At 70.3% G+C, this 16,245-nt stretch carries 19 protein-coding genes; 12 read left to right on the top strand and 7 right to left on the bottom strand.

What is annotated here, in order from left to right; all coding sequences use genetic code 11:
• Positions 1 to 9: 9 nt before the first annotated feature.
• Positions 10 to 150 carry a hypothetical protein gene (locus AB0G32_RS13555; protein WP_361162272.1) on the bottom strand — a complete coding sequence of 47 codons (141 nt, stop codon included), beginning with the start codon at positions 148 to 150 and terminating at the stop codon, positions 10 to 12.
• Positions 151 to 182: 32 nt separating this feature from the next.
• Positions 183 to 485, bottom strand: a complete 303-nt coding sequence (locus AB0G32_RS13560; RefSeq protein WP_361162274.1) for a squalene/phytoene synthase family protein — start codon at positions 483 to 485, stop codon at positions 183 to 185.
• Between the two features lie 381 nt (positions 486 to 866).
• Here AB0G32_RS13560 and AB0G32_RS13565 point away from each other — a divergent pair, with 381 nt between their 5' ends.
• The 5 genes from AB0G32_RS13565 to AB0G32_RS13585 all read left to right on the top strand — a co-directional run bounded on the left by AB0G32_RS13565 (position 867) and on the right by AB0G32_RS13585 (position 4,393).
• Complete coding sequence (locus AB0G32_RS13565) at positions 867 to 1,520, top strand: helix-turn-helix transcriptional regulator (RefSeq protein ID WP_361162276.1); 654 nt, start codon at positions 867 to 869, stop codon at positions 1,518 to 1,520.
• Entirely contained in the window at positions 1,421 to 1,702 is a 282-nt protein-coding gene (locus AB0G32_RS13570) for a hypothetical protein (RefSeq protein ID WP_361162379.1), read from the top strand. The genes AB0G32_RS13565 and AB0G32_RS13570 overlap by 100 nt, the downstream gene beginning before the upstream one ends.
• A 171-nt stretch (positions 1,703 to 1,873) precedes the next feature.
• On the top strand, positions 1,874 to 3,061 hold the full coding sequence (locus AB0G32_RS13575) for a telomere-binding protein TapR2 (RefSeq protein ID WP_361162278.1): 1,188 nt from the start codon (positions 1,874 to 1,876) through the stop codon (positions 3,059 to 3,061).
• Between the two features lie 81 nt (positions 3,062 to 3,142).
• Positions 3,143 to 3,700, top strand: coding sequence for an XRE family transcriptional regulator (locus AB0G32_RS13580; RefSeq protein WP_361162279.1), 558 nt, complete (start codon positions 3,143 to 3,145; stop codon positions 3,698 to 3,700).
• A 147-nt stretch (positions 3,701 to 3,847) separates the two neighbouring features.
• Positions 3,848 to 4,393, top strand: coding sequence for a hypothetical protein (locus AB0G32_RS13585; protein ID WP_361162281.1), 546 nt, complete (start codon positions 3,848 to 3,850; stop codon positions 4,391 to 4,393).
• Positions 4,394 to 4,557: 164 nt separating this feature from the next.
• Here the strand turns inward: AB0G32_RS13585 and AB0G32_RS13590 are convergent, their stop codons facing one another.
• Entirely contained in the window at positions 4,558 to 5,355 is a 798-nt protein-coding gene (locus tag AB0G32_RS13590; RefSeq protein WP_361162283.1) for an HAD family phosphatase, read from the bottom strand.
• Between the two features lie 526 nt (positions 5,356 to 5,881).
• Here AB0G32_RS13590 and AB0G32_RS13595 point away from each other — a divergent pair.
• From AB0G32_RS13595 to AB0G32_RS13610, 4 genes are all read left to right on the top strand, one after another.
• Positions 5,882 to 6,565 carry a ScbR family autoregulator-binding transcription factor gene (locus AB0G32_RS13595; protein WP_361162284.1) on the top strand — a complete coding sequence of 228 codons (684 nt, stop codon included), beginning with the start codon at positions 5,882 to 5,884 and terminating at the stop codon, positions 6,563 to 6,565.
• Between the two features lie 82 nt (positions 6,566 to 6,647).
• Complete coding sequence (locus AB0G32_RS13600; protein ID WP_361162286.1) at positions 6,648 to 6,950, top strand: hypothetical protein; 303 nt, start codon at positions 6,648 to 6,650, stop codon at positions 6,948 to 6,950.
• A gap of 460 nt (positions 6,951 to 7,410) precedes the next feature.
• Positions 7,411 to 7,986: a hypothetical protein gene (locus AB0G32_RS13605; RefSeq protein WP_361162288.1), complete on the top strand. Its 576-nt coding sequence runs from the start codon at positions 7,411 to 7,413 to the stop codon at positions 7,984 to 7,986.
• A gap of 163 nt (positions 7,987 to 8,149) precedes the next feature.
• Positions 8,150 to 8,464 carry a hypothetical protein gene (locus tag AB0G32_RS13610; RefSeq protein ID WP_361162290.1) on the top strand — a complete coding sequence of 105 codons (315 nt, stop codon included), beginning with the start codon at positions 8,150 to 8,152 and terminating at the stop codon, positions 8,462 to 8,464.
• A gap of 114 nt (positions 8,465 to 8,578) precedes the next feature.
• On the opposite strand, the gene AB0G32_RS13615 is transcribed toward AB0G32_RS13610, so the two are convergent.
• Positions 8,579 to 9,028: a transposase gene (locus tag AB0G32_RS13615; RefSeq protein WP_361162363.1), complete on the bottom strand. Its 450-nt coding sequence runs from the start codon at positions 9,026 to 9,028 to the stop codon at positions 8,579 to 8,581.
• 418 nt (positions 9,029 to 9,446) lie between these two features.
• On the opposite strand from AB0G32_RS13615, the gene AB0G32_RS13620 reads away from it, so the two are divergent.
• Complete coding sequence (locus tag AB0G32_RS13620; RefSeq protein ID WP_361162292.1) at positions 9,447 to 10,775, top strand: MFS transporter; 1,329 nt, start codon at positions 9,447 to 9,449, stop codon at positions 10,773 to 10,775.
• 87 nt (positions 10,776 to 10,862) lie between these two features.
• Positions 10,863 to 11,465: a TetR/AcrR family transcriptional regulator gene (locus AB0G32_RS13625; RefSeq protein WP_361162293.1), complete on the top strand. Its 603-nt coding sequence runs from the start codon at positions 10,863 to 10,865 to the stop codon at positions 11,463 to 11,465.
• A gap of 292 nt (positions 11,466 to 11,757) precedes the next feature.
• Here AB0G32_RS13625 and AB0G32_RS13630 read toward each other — a convergent pair.
• Positions 11,758 to 12,569, bottom strand: a protein-coding gene (locus AB0G32_RS13630) for an IS5 family transposase (protein ID WP_361162365.1) whose coding sequence is annotated in 2 segments (ribosomal slippage) — positions 11,758 to 12,215 and positions 12,215 to 12,569 — 813 coding nt in all. Because the reading frame shifts where the segments join, the coding sequence is not laid out codon by codon here.
• Positions 12,570 to 13,519: 950 nt separating this feature from the next.
• Positions 13,520 to 14,767: an FAD-dependent monooxygenase gene (locus AB0G32_RS13635; protein WP_361162295.1), complete on the bottom strand. Its 1,248-nt coding sequence runs from the start codon at positions 14,765 to 14,767 to the stop codon at positions 13,520 to 13,522.
• A gap of 79 nt (positions 14,768 to 14,846) precedes the next feature.
• On the opposite strand from AB0G32_RS13635, the gene AB0G32_RS13640 reads away from it, so the two are divergent.
• Positions 14,847 to 15,416: a TetR/AcrR family transcriptional regulator C-terminal domain-containing protein gene (locus tag AB0G32_RS13640; RefSeq protein ID WP_361162367.1), complete on the top strand. Its 570-nt coding sequence runs from the start codon at positions 14,847 to 14,849 to the stop codon at positions 15,414 to 15,416.
• Here AB0G32_RS13640 and AB0G32_RS13645 read toward each other — a convergent pair.
• A complete protein-coding gene (locus tag AB0G32_RS13645) occupies positions 15,376 to 15,840 on the bottom strand; it encodes a hypothetical protein (protein ID WP_361162297.1) in 465 nt (154 codons plus the stop codon). The two genes, AB0G32_RS13640 and AB0G32_RS13645, sit on opposite strands and share 41 nt — an antisense overlap.
• Between the last annotated feature and the right edge of the window lie 405 nt (positions 15,841 to 16,245).

Below are 16,245 nucleotides of genomic sequence, written 5' to 3' on the forward strand. Positions count from 1 at the left end.
GCGGTCACCTCACCCGCCGCCCGGCAACGCGCCCACCAGGACCCGCGCCGCCCCCGCCTTGGGCGGGCCGGCCGGTCCGTGCAGCAGGGCCGGTCCGCGCCGGCGGGCCGCGTCCGCCGTGCGCAGCTCGATCTCGATGAGGGCGCGCACCAGCTGGCGGCTGCCGGCCGGAACCAGCCCCGTCAGCCGCCTGCTCTCCAGGAGCGCGGCACGGGCCAGACCGAGCTGTCGTCCAGCAACTCCCGCAGACCGGCCGAGGAACGCCGCGCGGCCAGGCCGGACGTCGTCACCGAGAACTTCTCCAGCGTGCTCGCCGGGATGCCCAGGCGTCCCTCCCGCAGGTCCTCGGCGAGGTCGTTGACGAAGTCGAGCCGCTGACTGCCGTCGATGAACGTCCGGCACGCCGCCCGGTAGCGCCCGTCGTCGCCGTCCGGCCCCAGCAACTCGGCCACCTGCATGAACGCCGGCAGGGAGTAGGCGTCCACATAGCCCCTCCCGCACCCGCCGCTCCCAGCCGGCCCACGCGGCCTCGCGGTCCGCACGCGTACCGGTGTCTAGGAGGTTGTCGCCGTGGTGCATCACGGCCGTCATCGCCACGACATGCGGCAGCACCGACCGAAGCAGCAGCAGGCGTACCGCCAGGTAGGAGGCCGGCCGGAACCGTGCCACCAGCCGCCGCTGCTCGTCGTAGTCCCGGAGCGCCCCGGGTCGGTGACACCGGCCTCGGTCAGGCTCCTGCTCCATTTCTCACGCGCCGATCGTAGACGTCCGCCCACTGGGGCACCCAGGCCTCAGGAAGGCCACGCGAGCGCGATCCATGAGCGATCCGATGCACGTCAGGTGACCGGTACCCGTTACGTTGCCGTATGGAGGTTACCTCTGTGCCCACTGAGGATCAGCTGTTCGGTGCCGTCGACGCGTTGCTGGAGCAAGTCGCCCAGGACGACCTGCCGTCCCCGGCGGAGCGCAGACGGCTGCGGGAGGCCGCCGGCCTGAGCCAGGACCAGATCGCCAAAGCCCTGAGCACCCGCCGCGAGGCGGTCGGCAACTGGGAAGCAGGCCGCACCAAACCGCGCCCGCCCAAGCGCGCCGCCTACGCCCGGCTGCTGGAAGGGCTCGCCGCCCGCTTCCCGGCCCCGGAAGCCACCGCCCGGCTCTCCCCCCCCCGGAACCCGCCGCCGCTCCTCTTCCGGACCCGGCGGCCCTGGCCCCCGCCGTCCGCCCCTCGCCCCTGCCCTCGGAGCCCGCCTCTCCGCTCCCGACCGACCCGCCGGCGACGCCGTCCGCGCATCCTGGTGCGCGGCGGGCGCCGGACACGGCACCGGGCGCGCCGAGTTCCCCGGTCCGCAAGGCGACGAGGCGCGCGGAGCACCCCGCATCCCCGGCGGCCGACGCCCGCTTTCAGAACGGCCCCCTCGCTGTGGTCGACACCACCCCCGACGGGCAGGTGTCGGCGTACTGCGTCGGCGGCCTGGTCCTCGACGTCCCCGGCGCCGCCGCCAAGTCCCTCCCCGCCCTGATCGAGTGGACGCTGGCCGAGGCGCGGCTCGGCCAGCCCCGCCTGCACCGCAACGGCCGCGACGCCGACCCGGTCCTCGTCCTCAGCCCGGCCGCACTGCACCGCTACGGCCTGCCCCCCCCCGGCCCTGTCGGACGAGGACCGCCGCGCCGGCCGCCTCCGGGACGCCACCGGTCGGTCTAGCAACTCCTCAAGGCGGGCTGGCAGCTCACCCGGCGCGGCTTCGGCCCCTGGGCCCGCGTCTACCGCCCGGCCGAGGGCGCCCGGCGCAACTGCGTCCAACTCTGCGTTCCCGCCTGGAACGCCCTGGACGTCCGCGAATGGGACCGCAAGGACGCCCCGCTGCTGCCGACGATGCACCCGGCCGACCTCGCCCGCTACCTCGGCGCCTACGCCCAGCGTGTCATGACCCCGCGCGGCACCGCCGCCGTCACCGGCCTGGAGCTGATGACCGCGCTGCGCCCACCGACCCGCGCCGAGAAGGACCCGGCGACCGGCGAGTTCAAACGTGCCCTCAACGACGACGCCCTCACCGAGGTGCACGACGTCGTCGAATGCGAGGTACCCGACGAACATCCCGTTTTCATGGGCAAGTTCGCCCGGCACTACCTGCGCACCCCCGCCGAGATGCTGATGGAGGAGCCCTACGACTGGTGCCGGCCGCTCACCGACGAGGAGTGCGCGCACCGCTACCTGGGCGCCATCGACATCAACATGTCCTTCGCCGCCGCCGCCAACGGCCTCACCCTCGGCCTGAACGGCCCCACCCACCTCACCGGCGGCCCGCGCTTCGACCCGGCACTGCCCGGCTCCTGGCTGGTCGACCTGAGCCACGTCGACCTGGCCCGGGTGGACACCGGGGGGCGCACCGTCGACGCCGACCGGCTCCCGAACCCTTTCACCCCCACCGGCGAGCGCCCCACCGGCCCCGCCTGGTACGCCACCCCGACCGTCGCCTACGCCCGCGAACTCGGCTTCGACGTCGCACCCGTCGAGGCATACGTGCGCACCCGCACCGGCCGCTACCTGGACGGCTGGTACAAACGCCTGCGCGACGCATATGTGGCGACCATGGCCGACCTCGGCGTCACCACGTCCCTGTCCGGTCAGCAGTTCCTGGACGCGATGGCCCGTTCCAGGCAGGCCGATGCGACGATGGCCCTGCTGGCCGGCGCGATCAAGGCGACCGCGAAGGGCGGCATCGGCAAGCTCCGTCAGCGCAACCGGGGCCAGGTCCCGTACTACGAGCCGTGGCCGGCCCTCGCCCGGGAGACCTGGCGCCCCGACATCCGCGCCGCCGTCCTCGCCAACCAGCGCGTCGGCATCCACCGCAAGCTGATGAAGACCGCAGCGGCGGCCGGCCTCTACCCCGTCGCGATCGGCACCGACGCCATCGTCTATCCCTCACCGGGCCCGTCCCCCCTGGACGTGCTGCCGCACACCCCCGAGGGCAAACCGGTCCCCGGCACCTTCCGCCTGGGCATCTCACCCGGCATGGTCAAACACCAGGGCAGCCGCACCGTACTGTGGGCCGAGGAGTAGTTCGAGGAGGCCGGCGGCGTCTTCAACCTCGCCAACCTCATCAAGACCGACCCGGCAGCCGGGGAAGGGGAGTAACGAGCCATGGCCGACTCGAGCGGCGACGGCCTGGACCGCGCCCTCGAAGGCACGTTCACCCGGCCCGTCCCCAAGGGCGCCCCGGCCCAGATGAGATACCTGGTCCGGCAGCTCAAGGGCACCCGGGCCACCGCACAACTCCTCGGCGTGTCCATGCGTACCGTCGAACGCTACGTCAAGGACCATCTCAAGCAGCCCCGCCCCGAGCTGCGCGCCCGGATGGAACGCGAGGTCAGACGCCGCTGGCAGCCGCAGGTCACGGCCCGGGCCAAGAAGAAGGCGGCCACCACCGACGGCCTGGTCGTCTCCACCCGGGCCCGGTTCGGCTTCACCGCCGCCCCCGGCACCACCGACGACGCCCGCATCCGCGACATCACCCAGGCCCTCACCCCCCAGTGGGCCGACCGCCTCTTCCAGGCCCACGACACCGGCGCCACCGAACACCAACTCCAGCGCATCGCCGCCGACGGCCTGGCCCAGATGTACTTCCGCGCGGGCAACACCCGCGCCGCGGGCCTCGGTGTGGAGTTCACCGACGTCGAACACGTCGACATCGAGCTGTAGGGCGGCTCGACGCGTTCTCCTCACCCGGGCGATCCGGGACAGCGGGAGTGAGTCGAAGCACGATAGTTGTCACACAGGCGGGCTTGTTGTCACCCTCGGTCCGATATTGCATCGCCTGAGGTGGGCGCCCGATGGCAGGCTGCCCGCATGGACCACGCAGAAGCACTGCTTATCGGAGGACGAGCTGGTGTCGGCAAAACGACGGTGGGGTGGGAGGTTTCGGCGCTGCTGCGCTCCGCGGCTGTCGCACACGCGATCATCGATGGTGACTTCATGGGGCAGGTGCATCCTGCACCAGAGGGAGACCCTCACCGCGCGGAGATCACCGAGAGCAATCTGACTGCCGTGTGGGCGAACTTCACCCAGCGTGGATACCGGCGTCTCATCTACACGAACACCTTGAGCGTGCTACCGGAGGCAGCGGGCATGTTCGAACGTGCCATGGGACGTGGGGTACGGATCACACGGGTCTTGCTCACCTCCTCCGACGCCACTGCCCGTGAGCGGTTGGTGGGCCGGGAACGCGGCTCAGAGCTGGAACAGGAGCTGGAGGGAAGTGTCCGCAAGGCACGGCTCCTGGATCAGCGGGCCCCTGAAGACACTGTGCGAGTAGCGACGGACGGGCGGCTCATCGTCGACATCGCACGGGAGGTAGTGGCCGCCACCGGTTGGGCAACCACCGTTTCTCCGTGACAGAAGGGCTGCCGAACGAGTACTTGTGACAAGTCGAATGCCTCGTTGGTGACAACCAGGCTGCCTCGTCCAGCTCTGCCCGCCAGCTCAGCGGGCTTCGCCGATGACAACTTCTGCGCTTCGGCTCAGGGAGGCTGCCCCGGTGACGCACACCCCGTCGCAGTTCACCCCGAGAGCGGGCCGTCGTGATCCCGCTCCTCACCCAGTGACGAGGTGTGCGGCCAGCCCCGCGCCCGTCCCATCACCTCCTCGCAGTTCAACGCCGTGACCCAGGCGTCGGCGTGCTCGGTGTTCCCGCCGTCCGGAAGCGGACCCACCCCGAGCACCCGCAGGCCGGCCCGCCACGCCGACTCGACCCCGGTCAGGGAGTCCTCGACGGCCAGCGCCGCCGCCGGAAGGACACCGCACAGGCGGGCCGCGGTGGCGTACACATCGGGCCACGGCTTGGGCCGTACCGCCTCCCCCCGCTCGCCGCCCGCCACCGGCACCGGTTCCGGTTCCGGTGCGGCCTGCTCCCCGGGCGGTGCCGTGGGCACGACGATGTGGCGGAAGTGCCGGCGCAGTCCGGCGCGGTCGAGGCTCTCCTCCACCACCTCCAGCGGGCAGTTGCTGGCCACGGCCAAGGGCAGCCGCCCGGACAGCAGACGTACGAACTCGGAGGCGCCCGGCATCGTCAGCGGCTCCTCCGCCACGAGGGACAGGAAGTGTCCGAGCAGCGCCGAGGTCAGGTTTGCGGCCAGTTCGGGCTTGTTCGCCTCCTCGGCCATCAGGCGGCCGCAGTCAACGTAGTGCACGCCTTTGGCACGCTCGGCGAACCCTGGCGGAGGCAGCAGCCCGAACTCGCGGAAGGCGCGGCCACGTGCCTCCTGCCAATGGCGTTCCGTGTCCATCAGCGTGCCGTCGCAGTCGAAGACGACGGCCTCGGGCGACCAGTTCGAGAGGGCGTGGAGCGGTGGCGTCATGGTGGTCTCCTGTGGAGCGGACGGGCGGTCACACGCGTGCTGGACCGCTGGGTGAGGTGATGCGGGACTTCGACGACCGGGCTGCCGGGAGAGTGAGTGTTCGTCCGGCGGTGCCACCGAGAAGACGGCTCGAATTCCAATTGATCGGCCGCGAAGAGAAAAACATTGCAGTGACTACGTTATTTAGGGCCGAGAAATCGGTGCAATCACCGCTTCGAGTACTCGACCGGCGGGCGATCGCGGTGTAAGCGGTTGACGAGGATGTCTCGGCCCGACGGTCTGATGCAGCGTCACCAGTGCTGTCTCAGCGCCAGGTTGGGGCATATGTGCGCGGCAATAAAACCCGTCGCTTCATGCGGCGGCGCTTCGAACGGCGAACCAGGAGTGGCGCCCGCGAAGCCAGTTTCCACTCTTGGGTGTTCAAATTCGAAAGAAATACGCAATCGCCGTGCGTGGCTGCCGATTCATTGCCCCAGGCGTACGCGGGCGCACTACATTTGCTCGTTCACGATGAACCCGAGCTGAGGTGCACGGAATCTTGCAGGACCGGGCCAGAGCAACCCGCAGATCACTTCTGGAGGCAGCCGCCTGCCTCTTCGCCCAGCAGGGTTACGCGGGCACCAGCGTCAACGACATAAGCGCCCGCTCCGGACGGACCAGCGGGTCCATCTACTTCCACTACGCGAGCAAGGAAGGCATCGCGCTGGCCGTCGTCCAGGACGGCTTCGCGTCCTGGACGAGCCTCGTCACGCGGTACGAAGACCGAAGCGTGCCACCCTTGGAGCGGCTCGTCGCACTGAGCCACGAGATCGCCCGAGCGCTCGCCGAGGACTCCCTGACGCGCGCGGGTGCCCGTCTGTGGGCGGAGCGCCACGCCATGAACGTGCAGCTTCCCGACCCCTTCGTGCTCTGGACGACCGCGGCCACCCGGCTGCTCGCCCAGGCCCACGCCGGCGGCCAACTGGCCGCCGGAGTTCGCCCGGCCCCCACCGCTCGCACCCTGGTCCCGGCCTTCTACGGATTCTGCACACTCACGGAGGCGTTGGAGGGCCCCCAGGCGCTCACCGGCCGCCTGTCCGACTGGTGGCAGTTGGTGCTGCCGTCACTCCAAGGGGGCCCGGGGCCCGGTCCGGCCCCGGTACGGCGGACAGTCCTCGTTCCCCCGCCCGGCCTTCCCCCCGAGGCCAGGACGCCATCCCACTCGGCGTGATCTCGCGGTTACGGCTGCCGCCACCCGTCACGAGTCAGGGAAGGGGAGGTCAAGCTGGTCGGGGAACCTGCTTGGCGGCGGCGTGCTGATGGCCGTGCTCGTGGTGATGGCCCGTACCGTCGGGCCGCTCATCGACCCTGCCGAATATGAGGACCTCGATCCCCATGCGTCGCTGGTGATGAGACGCGCCTCGATGGCGATGATCCTCGTCGGAGGACTTGGCACCTGGATCACTCGAAGGGCACAGAGACCGCTTCTCCTTGTTGCTGGGGAGGTGCCGACGGGCTCCTGGTGGAGTCGGCTATCGCCGAATGAGAAGTTCGCTGCGGTTGCGGCTGGCGCGGGTGTCGTCTCGGCGATTGCCGCGGTGTTCAACGGCGGATAGGAGCGCAGGGCCCGCGGCACAGGACCTTCAGCCCGGCCTCCGAGCACCCGCAACGTGGATGAATCACCAGGTCACCGGCCCCTTGAGTAAAAGGACGCCTTGGCGGACTCTTGGAGACAGGAGCCTGCGATGCCGAACAAGCGCCCCCGCGGGCCGCAGCCGCGCTGGCGGCTCAAGCGGGAAACCCTCCGAGTGCTGACCGCGATCGACGCCGTCCTCGACCGCTACCGTGACCACCTGCCGGTTTCCCTCCGCCAGCTCTTCTACGTACTCCTGAGCGACGGCGTGCTGGAGAAGACGGAGCGCGACTACAAACGGATGTGTGAGTACGTCGGCATGGCCCGCCGCTCCGGACGGATCCCTTGGGACGTGATCCGCGACGACACCCAGATCGCCGTGGACGCCCCGCCTTCCTTCACTGGCCCCGCAGACTTCTGGACGGCCGTGGACACGGCGGTCGATGACTACCGTCGACTGCCAGGACGGCCAGCCTCTCCGACTGGAACTCTGGTGCGAAACGGCGGGAATGGTACCTCAACTGGTACGCATCGGAGCGGACTTCGGCATCGCCTGCTTCTCCGGCGGCGGCTTCGACGGCTTGGCCGGCAAGCACGATGCAGCCGTCCGAGCGATGGCAGGAAATCGGAAAACCCGGGTACTCCACCTTGGCGACTACGACCAGAGTGGCGAACACATGTTCAGCGCCCTTGTCGAGGACGTGATCGCGTCCGCTGAGGCCACGGGCGCCGAGGTGGAGTTCGAGCGAGTCGCGGTCACTTCTGAGCAGATCGCCACCTACAACTTGCCGACCGCCCCGCCGAAGGCGACCGACCGGCGCTCGTTCTCCGGCACCACAACCACCCAGGCCGAGGCCCTGCCGCCTGACATCCTGGCCTCCATCGTGCGCGAGGCCATCGAGGCCCACCGCGACCCTGCGGTCCACCGGCGGACACTCGCCCGCGAGGAAGCCGAACGACGCACGATCCGCGAGCGCCTGAACGGGCGGCCTGAACCCGGCTGGCCTCCCACCGAGTGAATCTTGCGCCGGGCTCCGTGCACCACACATGTTGCACACGCTGTGGTCGTCCCGACCGCTTCTGAGCTGCGTGAACTCGGACCGCGCGCTCGCGGAGCCCCGGAGAAACGTCGGCGACTGGGACCCTACCGGCAGGTGCGTCCCTCGCTCGGTGGTCGAGTGGATGGAACGCTACGGCAACGGCGCACTCGACCTGGAGTTCCGGCAGATCGCCATCACCGCCGCCGTCCGCTCCGGCCGGCTCACCACCCACGACGCCAACACCCGTGACGTCAACTTCGCCCGCTACCGCGAGGAGTGCCTGCGCGAAGGCATCGAACCTCACACCGCCGTCGAGGTCGAAGCGCTCCGTGGCTGCTGCGGCAGTGCCTCGGCGAGACGATCGAGGGCCTGGTCGACGACGTCCGGCAGTGGAACATCGAATTCAGAATGGAGAGCGCCGAGCGGGAGCTGCTACGCGAACTGCAAGGCGCGGTGAAGAACATGGCTCGCGGCAAGTCGCCGATCGAGAACGAGCAGGATGAGTAGCCCGTGCACCACACGTGTTGCATCAGCCACAGTGCTTGTGACCGCTCCTGAGCTCCGAAAACTCCTACCGCACACCCGTGGCGCCCCGGAGAATCGTGCACCGCGGTGTGGAGACGGCGCGCGCGGGCAGCGGCCAGCCCGCCCGGTACCGGGGTCGCCGGTGTGGCGGTGGCGGGTTCGGGCAGACAGGGGCGATGGGCCGCTGCCACCCCGTAGACTTTGCGGCCGAGTCCCTGCCAGAGGTGGAAGCGGCCGCGGACCGGAGAGCGTCGGGAGCACCGGCGGTGATGGCGCCGCGGTAGGTGACCGAGCCGTCGCGGCAGACCACCTCGATGCCCGGATGCGCGCGCAGCCAGGCGGTCAGGGACTCGGCCTCTTGGGTGTCCCACACGTCGATGGGGAGGCGGCTGTCGGCATCGACCAGCAGGGGTCCGTACCGGCGTGAACGGCGCAGGGCGAAATCGTCGACCGCCGCCACCCTCGGGGCCACCGGGGCTGGATCATCCATTTTCATCAGGCAGTTCAGCACACTCGCCCGGGTCAGCACGTGGTGCAGCACGCTCAGTTAGCGGGCCCCGGCCGAACCCGCCAGCGCTACCGCCACCGCGTCGACCGCCTGTTGCAGGGCCGGGGTCCGACACTGGTAGCGCACCGTGAGCCCGCCGGCAACGGCGCGTCGTAGACCGTGTCCGGGCGTGCCGGAAGTATGGCAAGCCTTGCAAGATCCAGAAGAAACGGCCTAGCCACGTCAGCAGTCCAGGCAGTCGACCGCCGATGCTGCTCGGCGTGCCGGTCGCAGCGGTGTGCCTGGGCTGCACGGCGGTCGCCGCTGGCTGGCCCGTCTGCTCCCGCTTGACCTGGGTAGACCTGTCTGTCTAATCTGAGCCATCGGTTAGACAGACAGGTCTACTCAATGCTCTGACGGGATAGTCATGACGCACCTTCCGGTCGCCCCGGAGTCCCCGCCGGCACGCACCTCGACGGCGGAACCCGCCGACGCCGCATCCGCGGCCCCTTCCGGATCGCGTTCCGCCGCCATGACGGCGCGGGGCCGGCGGCTGCCGCCGGCCGTGGCGCTGTACCTGCTCGCCTCGATCACCATCTCGTTCCTGGCGGCCTCCAGCGCACCGACCCCGCTCTACGCGGTCTACCAGGCCGAATGGGGCTTCGATCCGATCACCACGACCGTGGTCTTCGGTGTCTACGCCGTGGCCGTGCTGCTCGGGCTGCTCACCATGGGCAAGCTCTCCGACCACGTCGGCAGGCGGCCGGTGCTGCTGGCCGCGCTGGCGGCGCAGGCGGCCTCGATGGTCGTGTTCGCCACCGCCGAGGGCGTGCCGGGACTGCTGGTCGCCCGGATCGTGCAGGGACTGTCGACCGGAGCGGCGCTCGGCGCGGTGGGGGCCGGGATGATGGACATCGACCGGCCACGCGGCACCCTCACCAACGCGGTCGTGCCGGGCATCGGTACGGCCACCGGCGCCCTGGTCTCCGGCCTCGTCGTCCAGTTCCTGCCCGCCCCCACGCATCTGGTCTACCTCGGACTGCTGGCCGTCTTCGTCCTCCAGGCCGTCGCCGTCGTGCTGATGGCGGAGACGGTGGTACGCGTGCCCGGGGCGCTGGCCAGCCTGGTTCCGGAGATCAGGCTGCCGCGTGCCGTGCGCCGTCCGATGCTGGTGGCCGCGCCGGTGCTGTTCGCCGTCTGGGCGCTGGCCGGGCTCTACGGATCGCTCGGCCCTTCCCTGGCACGGCAGTTGACCGGTTCGAAGTCCGAAGTGCTCGGCGGGCTGAGCCTGTTCGTGCTCGCGGGGGTGGCCGCCGTATCGGTGGTGGTCCTGCGGAAGGCGGCGGCCCGCACGGTGATGCTCACCGGCATCCTCGCGCTGATAGCCGGCGTGACCCTCACCCTCCTCTCGGTCCGCGACTCCTCCGCCGCCGGATTCTTCGTCGGCACCGCCGTCGCGGGTGTCGGGTTCGGCAGCGGCCTCCAGGGCGGCATCCGCACGGTGGTGCCACTGGCTCGGCCGCACGAGAGCTCCGGGGTGCTGTCGCTGGTCTTCGTGGTCTCCTACCTCGGCATGGGAGTGCCCGCCGTGGTCGCCGGGTTCCTCGTCGTCCACGCGGGCGGACTGACCGCCACCGCGCAGGAGTACGGCGCCGCGGTGATCGTCCTGGCAGCCCTCGCACTGTTCGGGCTGCTGCGCGGGGGCCGGAACGGGGCGGGGGTGCTGCCGGGCGAGCGGGTGGACGGCAGCGTGTGAGAAGGGCTGCCACCTGGCCGGAACTCGGCCGGAGGCCCCCGCCGACAGGACATAAGCTGGACAGATCCGTCTGAAGGAGTGACCGACATGGCGCGTGTGACGAGTGCCCGGAGCACTGCGAAGCCGTCGGCGCGTGAACGCCTGCTCGACGCCGCGAACGAGCTGTTCTACGCCGAAGGCGTGCAGAGCGTCGGCATCGACCGGGTCATCGAGCACGCCGGCGTGGCCAAGGCGTCGCTGTACAACACCTTCGGCGGCAAGGAACAGCTGGTTCGGGCCTACCTCGACACCCGGCACGCGGGTACCGCCGACCGGATCACCCAGGCCGTCGCGGAGCACGACACACCCCGCGCGAAGATGCTGGCGGTCTTCGAGTCCCAGGGGCGGCAGTTCGACCGGCCCAGCTTCCACGGCTGCGCCTTCGTCCGCGCCGGCGCGGAGGCGGGCCCCGGCGGACTGGTCAAGGAGGCGGCGGACAACTTCCGCGGCTGGATGCGCGACCTCTTCACCGGCCTGGCCACCGAGGCCGGGGCCACAGACCCCGCCGCCCTGGGCCACCAGCTCCAGATTCTCTACGACGGCGCCGGCGTCTCCGCTCTCATGGACCACGACGCCACGGTGGCCGCGACCACCCGCGCCGCGGCGGACGCCCTGATCGCGGCAGCGACGGGCGCGCCCGCCGGGGCATAGAGTCAGGAACCCCCGGCACGGCCGTCGACCGGTTCGATGACACAGAGCCCTGTTGGTCGGAGTTCGGTGACGCGCTGAGTGCCGCCGTCCGACCACGCCGCCCTCCCGGTCGGGCGAACCGGGGCTGGAAGCACGGACGTTGAGGCGGGTATTCAGAAAACAACGGCACCAGAGGAACAGCCCATACGACAGGGTCGGTCGTGCGGGCTGTTCCTGCGAGGGCCGGAGTGGACCCGGCCTATGGGGAGGAGGCCCTTGCCAAACGACGGGAACATCCGTGGTGTAAAAACGGCTAACACAATGACTTGAGTTGTTGGTGGGTGATCAGGCAGCAAGCGAGTTTGAGGAACGCTTCGTGGATGTCGGCTCGTCTCTCCCAGCGGATGCGGAGCCGACGGTAGCCGTGGAGCCAGGCGATGGTCCGTTCGACCACCCACCGGTAGATGCCGAGGCCGGTGCCGTGGAGAGTTCCGCGTCGGGCGATGGCGGGAACGATGCCGCGGGCGCGGACCTGGTCGCGGTAGCTGTCGTGGTCGTAACCGCGATCGGCGAACAGCGAGTCGAACCTGCGGCGCGGATGTCCGACCCTGCCGCGCACGGGCGGCACCGCGTCGAGCAGGGGCATCAGCTGGGTGACGTCGTTGCGGTTGCCGCCTGTCAGCAAGACGGCGAGCGGGGTACCGTGCCCGTCCGTGATCACGTGGTGTTTCGATCCCGGCCGGCCCCGGTCGACCGGCGACGGGCCGGTGTGGACCCCCCTTTTAGCGCCCTGACGTGCGAGGAATCGACCACGCACCGCGACCAGTCGAGGCGTGCCGCCGCGTTCAGTTCGGCCAGGAGCACTTCGTGAAGGCGCTGCCACACGCCGGCCTCGTTCCAGTCCCGCAGCCGCCGCCAGCACGTCATCCCCGACCCGAACCCCAGCTCCTGCGGGAGGTGTTCCCCCTGGATCCCGGTGTGCAGCACATACCGGATCCCGGACAGCACTTCCCGGTCCGGCAGCGGCTTCCGCCCCGGATACCCGAACCTCCTGGGTCTCTGCGGCAGGAGCGGCTCCAGGCGATCCCACAGTTCATCCGGCACGATCCACGGCGACGCCCCCACGCCCAGCTGAACGCTCAACTCCCGGCAGGGGCACGGCCAGCAGTACCGACCCACCTCATTGTGTTAGCCGCTGTAAGGGTGTGAGGTCCGAGGATCTTCCGGGAGTTGATAAGCGCACAGCGGCCGCGATTATCCTTCGACCGGCCCGGGTTCACCGACCGCCTCCAGGCCGCCGGCAAGGGCGCGGAGGCGACCGAGGACCTGATCGGCGACGCCCAGGCCATGGTCTCCGCGCTCGCCCAGCTCGTCGCCGCCGCCTCGGTCCTCACCGTCCCGCACCCACTGCTGCTGTGCCCCTGCTCCTGCTGGCCGTGGTACCCAAGGGCGCCGCCGCAGTGAGCACCGCCCGCATCCAGCACCGGCGGACTTCCAGAACATCTCCGACAACCACCTGCGCCACCTGCCGCGGTACTACTCCACCGACCGACGGACCGCCGCCGAGGTCCGCCCCGCCACCATGTCCGGCTTCCTCACCAGCTGGTACCGGGAGACCACCGGCCGGATCAAGGCCACGCACCGCGCGGCGGCCCCACGGGTGCTGCGGGTGATACTGGCCGGTTCCGCCGCCGGCGGGCTGATGCTCGCCGCGATGCGGGCAGCGCTCGGATGGCTGGCTGGGACCGGCCGGATGGACCTCGCAGTCGCCGCGACCGCCGTGCTGGCAGTACGGACCTCCACCGGAGCGCTGACCTCACTGGCGCGGGCCGCCGCCCGCACGTTCCGCACCAGCCTCTACCTGGAGGACTGGCAGAGCTTCCTGCGCCACGCGAAGGCCTGCACGCCGAACGCGGCACCAAGACGATCCCGGACGATGCCCCGCGCGGGATCAAGGCCAGGAACGCGACATACACCTACCCGGGCGCTGACACGCCGGTGCCCCGCGCAGAACCCGCCCCCTGGCTGCCCGCGACAGATAGTCGGCGCGCCCTCGATCGCGGCGAGGGTGCGGTTCAGGCGGTGTGTGCGTCGGCGTAGTCAGGCAGCTGCCAGTCGCCGCCGCGGTCATTCTTGGAGAACCGAGCGACCAGGTCGGGGATGTGCATGAAGCAGGCCAGCGCGGTGGCGTTCTGGAAGGCGCTGATGGCGTGCTTGTTCATCGGCATGCCCACGCGCAGGATCTTGGGGTTGACCTCGCCCTGGATCTCGTCGACGAAGGGCCGCAGGACACGGTCGTAGTTCGCCAGCGCGGTCGGCAGGTCGTGCGCATGCCGGTTGATCTCGCCGGCCAGGACGTACGCGCCGACCAGCCCGCCGGAGATGCCCATGCCGCTGTAGGGGGAGGCGCAGTGCGCGGCGTCACCGGCCAGAACCACCCGGCCCTTGGACCAGCTGTCGATCCGCACTTGGGCGATCTCCTGGGAGTAGAAGAACGGGCTGGTCTTCATGCCCGCGATGAAGCGATCGGTCTGCCATCCGGCGTCGTGGAACCGCTCAGCCCAGAACTTCTGCTGTTCCTCGACGGGAGCACGGTGGATCGCGGACGCCTCCGCCGACTCCTCACGCATCACGAAGTACACCTGGGTCTCGGTCGCACTGTGGCTGCGCCGCATGATCTGCCGGCCGCCCGGGACCATGTAGGTGTCGCGGATGTTGGTGTCGGAGGCAGTGCGCGGGACGAACCAGTAGGCCATGTGGATGCCCACGCGCCAGTACGGGTCGAATCCTTCGGGCAGCAGCGCCGGGCGGGTGCGCGAGCCCTGCCCGTCGGCGCCGATCAGCAGGTCGTACTCGCCGGAGGTTCCGTCCGAGAAGTGGGCTGTGACTCCTTCCGTGTCCTGGTCGAAGCCGTCGACGCTCTTGCCGAAGACGTACACGGCGTCGCCCTTGGCCGCCTCGTGCAGAATCCGCACGAGGTCGCCGCGCATGATCTCGTACTCCGAGGTCAACGTCTGGCGGCCCTTGCCGGAGGTGTTCGCCATGATCGTCGCCTTCGGCTTGCCGTGTGAGTCGACGAACGCGACGCCCGCCTCGTCCACCAGCTGACTGCGCACCGTCTCCAGCAGCCCCATGCGCTCGACCGCCTCAATGCCCTGTCCCCGCAGGTCGACCTGCGCGCCCGTCGCGCGCAGTGCCGGGAAGCGCTCGACAACCGTCACCTGATGACCGCCGCGGGAGAGCCAGAAGGCCAGCGCCTGCCCGGCGACGCCGCCGCCGGTGACGAGGATCCGCAACGAGCGCTTTGCGATCTTGTTCGGCATGCCCGATCACTCCAGAATCTATCGGTGATTGATTCCTTCGAGAGTCGCCTATCGCCGATAGAATGTCAATGTGACCAAGATGAATCGTGAGGCCGTCATCACCGAGGCACTGGATCTGCTGGACGAGGTGGGCCTGGAAGCCGTGAGCACCCGGCGACTGGCTAGGCGCCTCGGCGTCGAGCAGCCGTCGCTCTACTACCACTTCAAGACCAAGAGGGATCTTCTTGCCGCCATGGCTGAAAAGGCCATGGCGCCGCATGCCGACGCGCCGCTGCCCTGTCCCGAGGACGACTGGCGCGAGTGGTTCCTGGAGAACTCCCGCAGCTTCCGCCGCACTCTTCTGATGCGACGGGACGGCGCCCGCCTGCACGCCGGCAGCACGCCGAGGGGAGACCTCGACCGGATCCGCCGCAAGATGGCCTTCCTGGTCACCTCCGGTGTCCCTGAACGGCATGCGCAGATGGCCATGCTGGCCGCCAGCCGCTTCACCGTCGGCTGCGTGCTGGAGGAGCAGGCCGAAGCGGACGCGCCGGACGCCGGGGACCTGCCGGACGACGTCCCTGCGCTCGACCACGAGGCGGCGTTCGAGGCGGGCCTCGCACTCATCCTCATCGGTCTCGAACAACACACCGCCGACGCAGCCCGCTGACGTCGTCGGGCGAGGTCACAACAGGCCGCTTCGGGGGGGCACGGGTGAGGTCACCCACGTGGCCGCGAGTGACGCAGGTCGTCCGCGACAGCTCCAGCAGCTTGCCGTACGCCCCGTGCGATGCGGGCACCCGCAGCCGGAACTGGTCCTCGGTCCGCACCAGCGCGGCGTGCGCGTCGTCGACGACGCCCAGGCCGACCGGCTCCTCGCCGCCCCCGACGACACCGAACGCCGACTTGCCGTTGAGCAGCTTCGGGTGGCTCGTCACCAGCACCGCCTGGGCGGTGGTGAACGCCGGGTCGTACGGATCGTCCGTGGTGGCCATGCTGAGCCTGGCGGCCTCCTCGCGGACCTGATCGCCGCCGACGGCTGGGAGGTCGACCTGCCGCTGTGGGCGGACGCCGCCGAGTGCGGTCCCTGTCACCCGGGCAACGACTCGCACGGACCCCGCACCGTTGACCGCAGGCCCCGGCCGCCCGGCCCGGGCCTGCCGGCACACCCCGCAGTGAGATTCCCTCGAACCGGCCCGCCAGCCGACAGCGCCCGCCAGGATGTGCGGGCGCCCGCCGGCCGACAGCGCCCGCCAGGATGTGCGGGGTGGCCAACCCCACCGCAGACCTCTGGCACCACTACGGCCGCACCCGACACGCCACCGACCGGTTCTCCTGGAGCTGAGGCCAGGACAACGGACCCGGAACCGAAGCCCTCGGCGACCTCACCGGGCGCCGGGGCCGCCCGGCACTCCGCCCGCCCGGCCGTCCACGCGACGTCCACGACGGCCAGGCCCGGCTCGGCCACGTGCAGTTCGCTGATCGGCATCATGCCCGGC

The sequence above is a fragment of the Streptomyces sp. NPDC023723 genome, assembly GCF_040639815.1.
Lineage (GTDB): Bacteria > Actinomycetota > Actinomycetes > Streptomycetales > Streptomycetaceae > Streptomyces.

Bases quoted from the DNA above. Each gene is read 5' to 3' on its own strand.
- AB0G32_RS13615 (WP_361162363.1), bottom strand. From the start codon at position 9,028: ATGAAAATGGATGATCCAGCCCCGGTGGCCCCGAGGGTGGCGGCGGTC.
- AB0G32_RS13605 (WP_361162288.1), top strand. From the start codon at position 7,411: ATGACTACCGTCGACTGCCAGGACGGCCAGCCTCTCCGACTGGAACTC.
- AB0G32_RS13585 (WP_361162281.1), top strand. From the start codon at position 3,848: ATGGACCACGCAGAAGCACTGCTTATCGGAGGACGAGCTGGTGTCGGC.
- AB0G32_RS13625 (WP_361162293.1), top strand. From the start codon at position 10,863: ATGGCGCGTGTGACGAGTGCCCGGAGCACTGCGAAGCCGTCGGCGCGT.
- AB0G32_RS13635 (WP_361162295.1), bottom strand. From the start codon at position 14,767: ATGCCGAACAAGATCGCAAAGCGCTCGTTGCGGATCCTCGTCACCGGC.
- AB0G32_RS13620 (WP_361162292.1), top strand. From the start codon at position 9,447: ATGACGCACCTTCCGGTCGCCCCGGAGTCCCCGCCGGCACGCACCTCG.
- AB0G32_RS13610 (WP_361162290.1), top strand. From the start codon at position 8,150: ATGGAACGCTACGGCAACGGCGCACTCGACCTGGAGTTCCGGCAGATC.
- AB0G32_RS13565 (WP_361162276.1), top strand. From the start codon at position 867: ATGGAGGTTACCTCTGTGCCCACTGAGGATCAGCTGTTCGGTGCCGTC.
- AB0G32_RS13580 (WP_361162279.1), top strand. From the start codon at position 3,143: ATGGCCGACTCGAGCGGCGACGGCCTGGACCGCGCCCTCGAAGGCACG.
- AB0G32_RS13640 (WP_361162367.1), top strand. From the start codon at position 14,847: ATGAATCGTGAGGCCGTCATCACCGAGGCACTGGATCTGCTGGACGAG.
- AB0G32_RS13590 (WP_361162283.1), bottom strand. From the start codon at position 5,355: ATGACGCCACCGCTCCACGCCCTCTCGAACTGGTCGCCCGAGGCCGTC.
- AB0G32_RS13575 (WP_361162278.1), top strand. From the start codon at position 1,874: ATGCACCCGGCCGACCTCGCCCGCTACCTCGGCGCCTACGCCCAGCGT.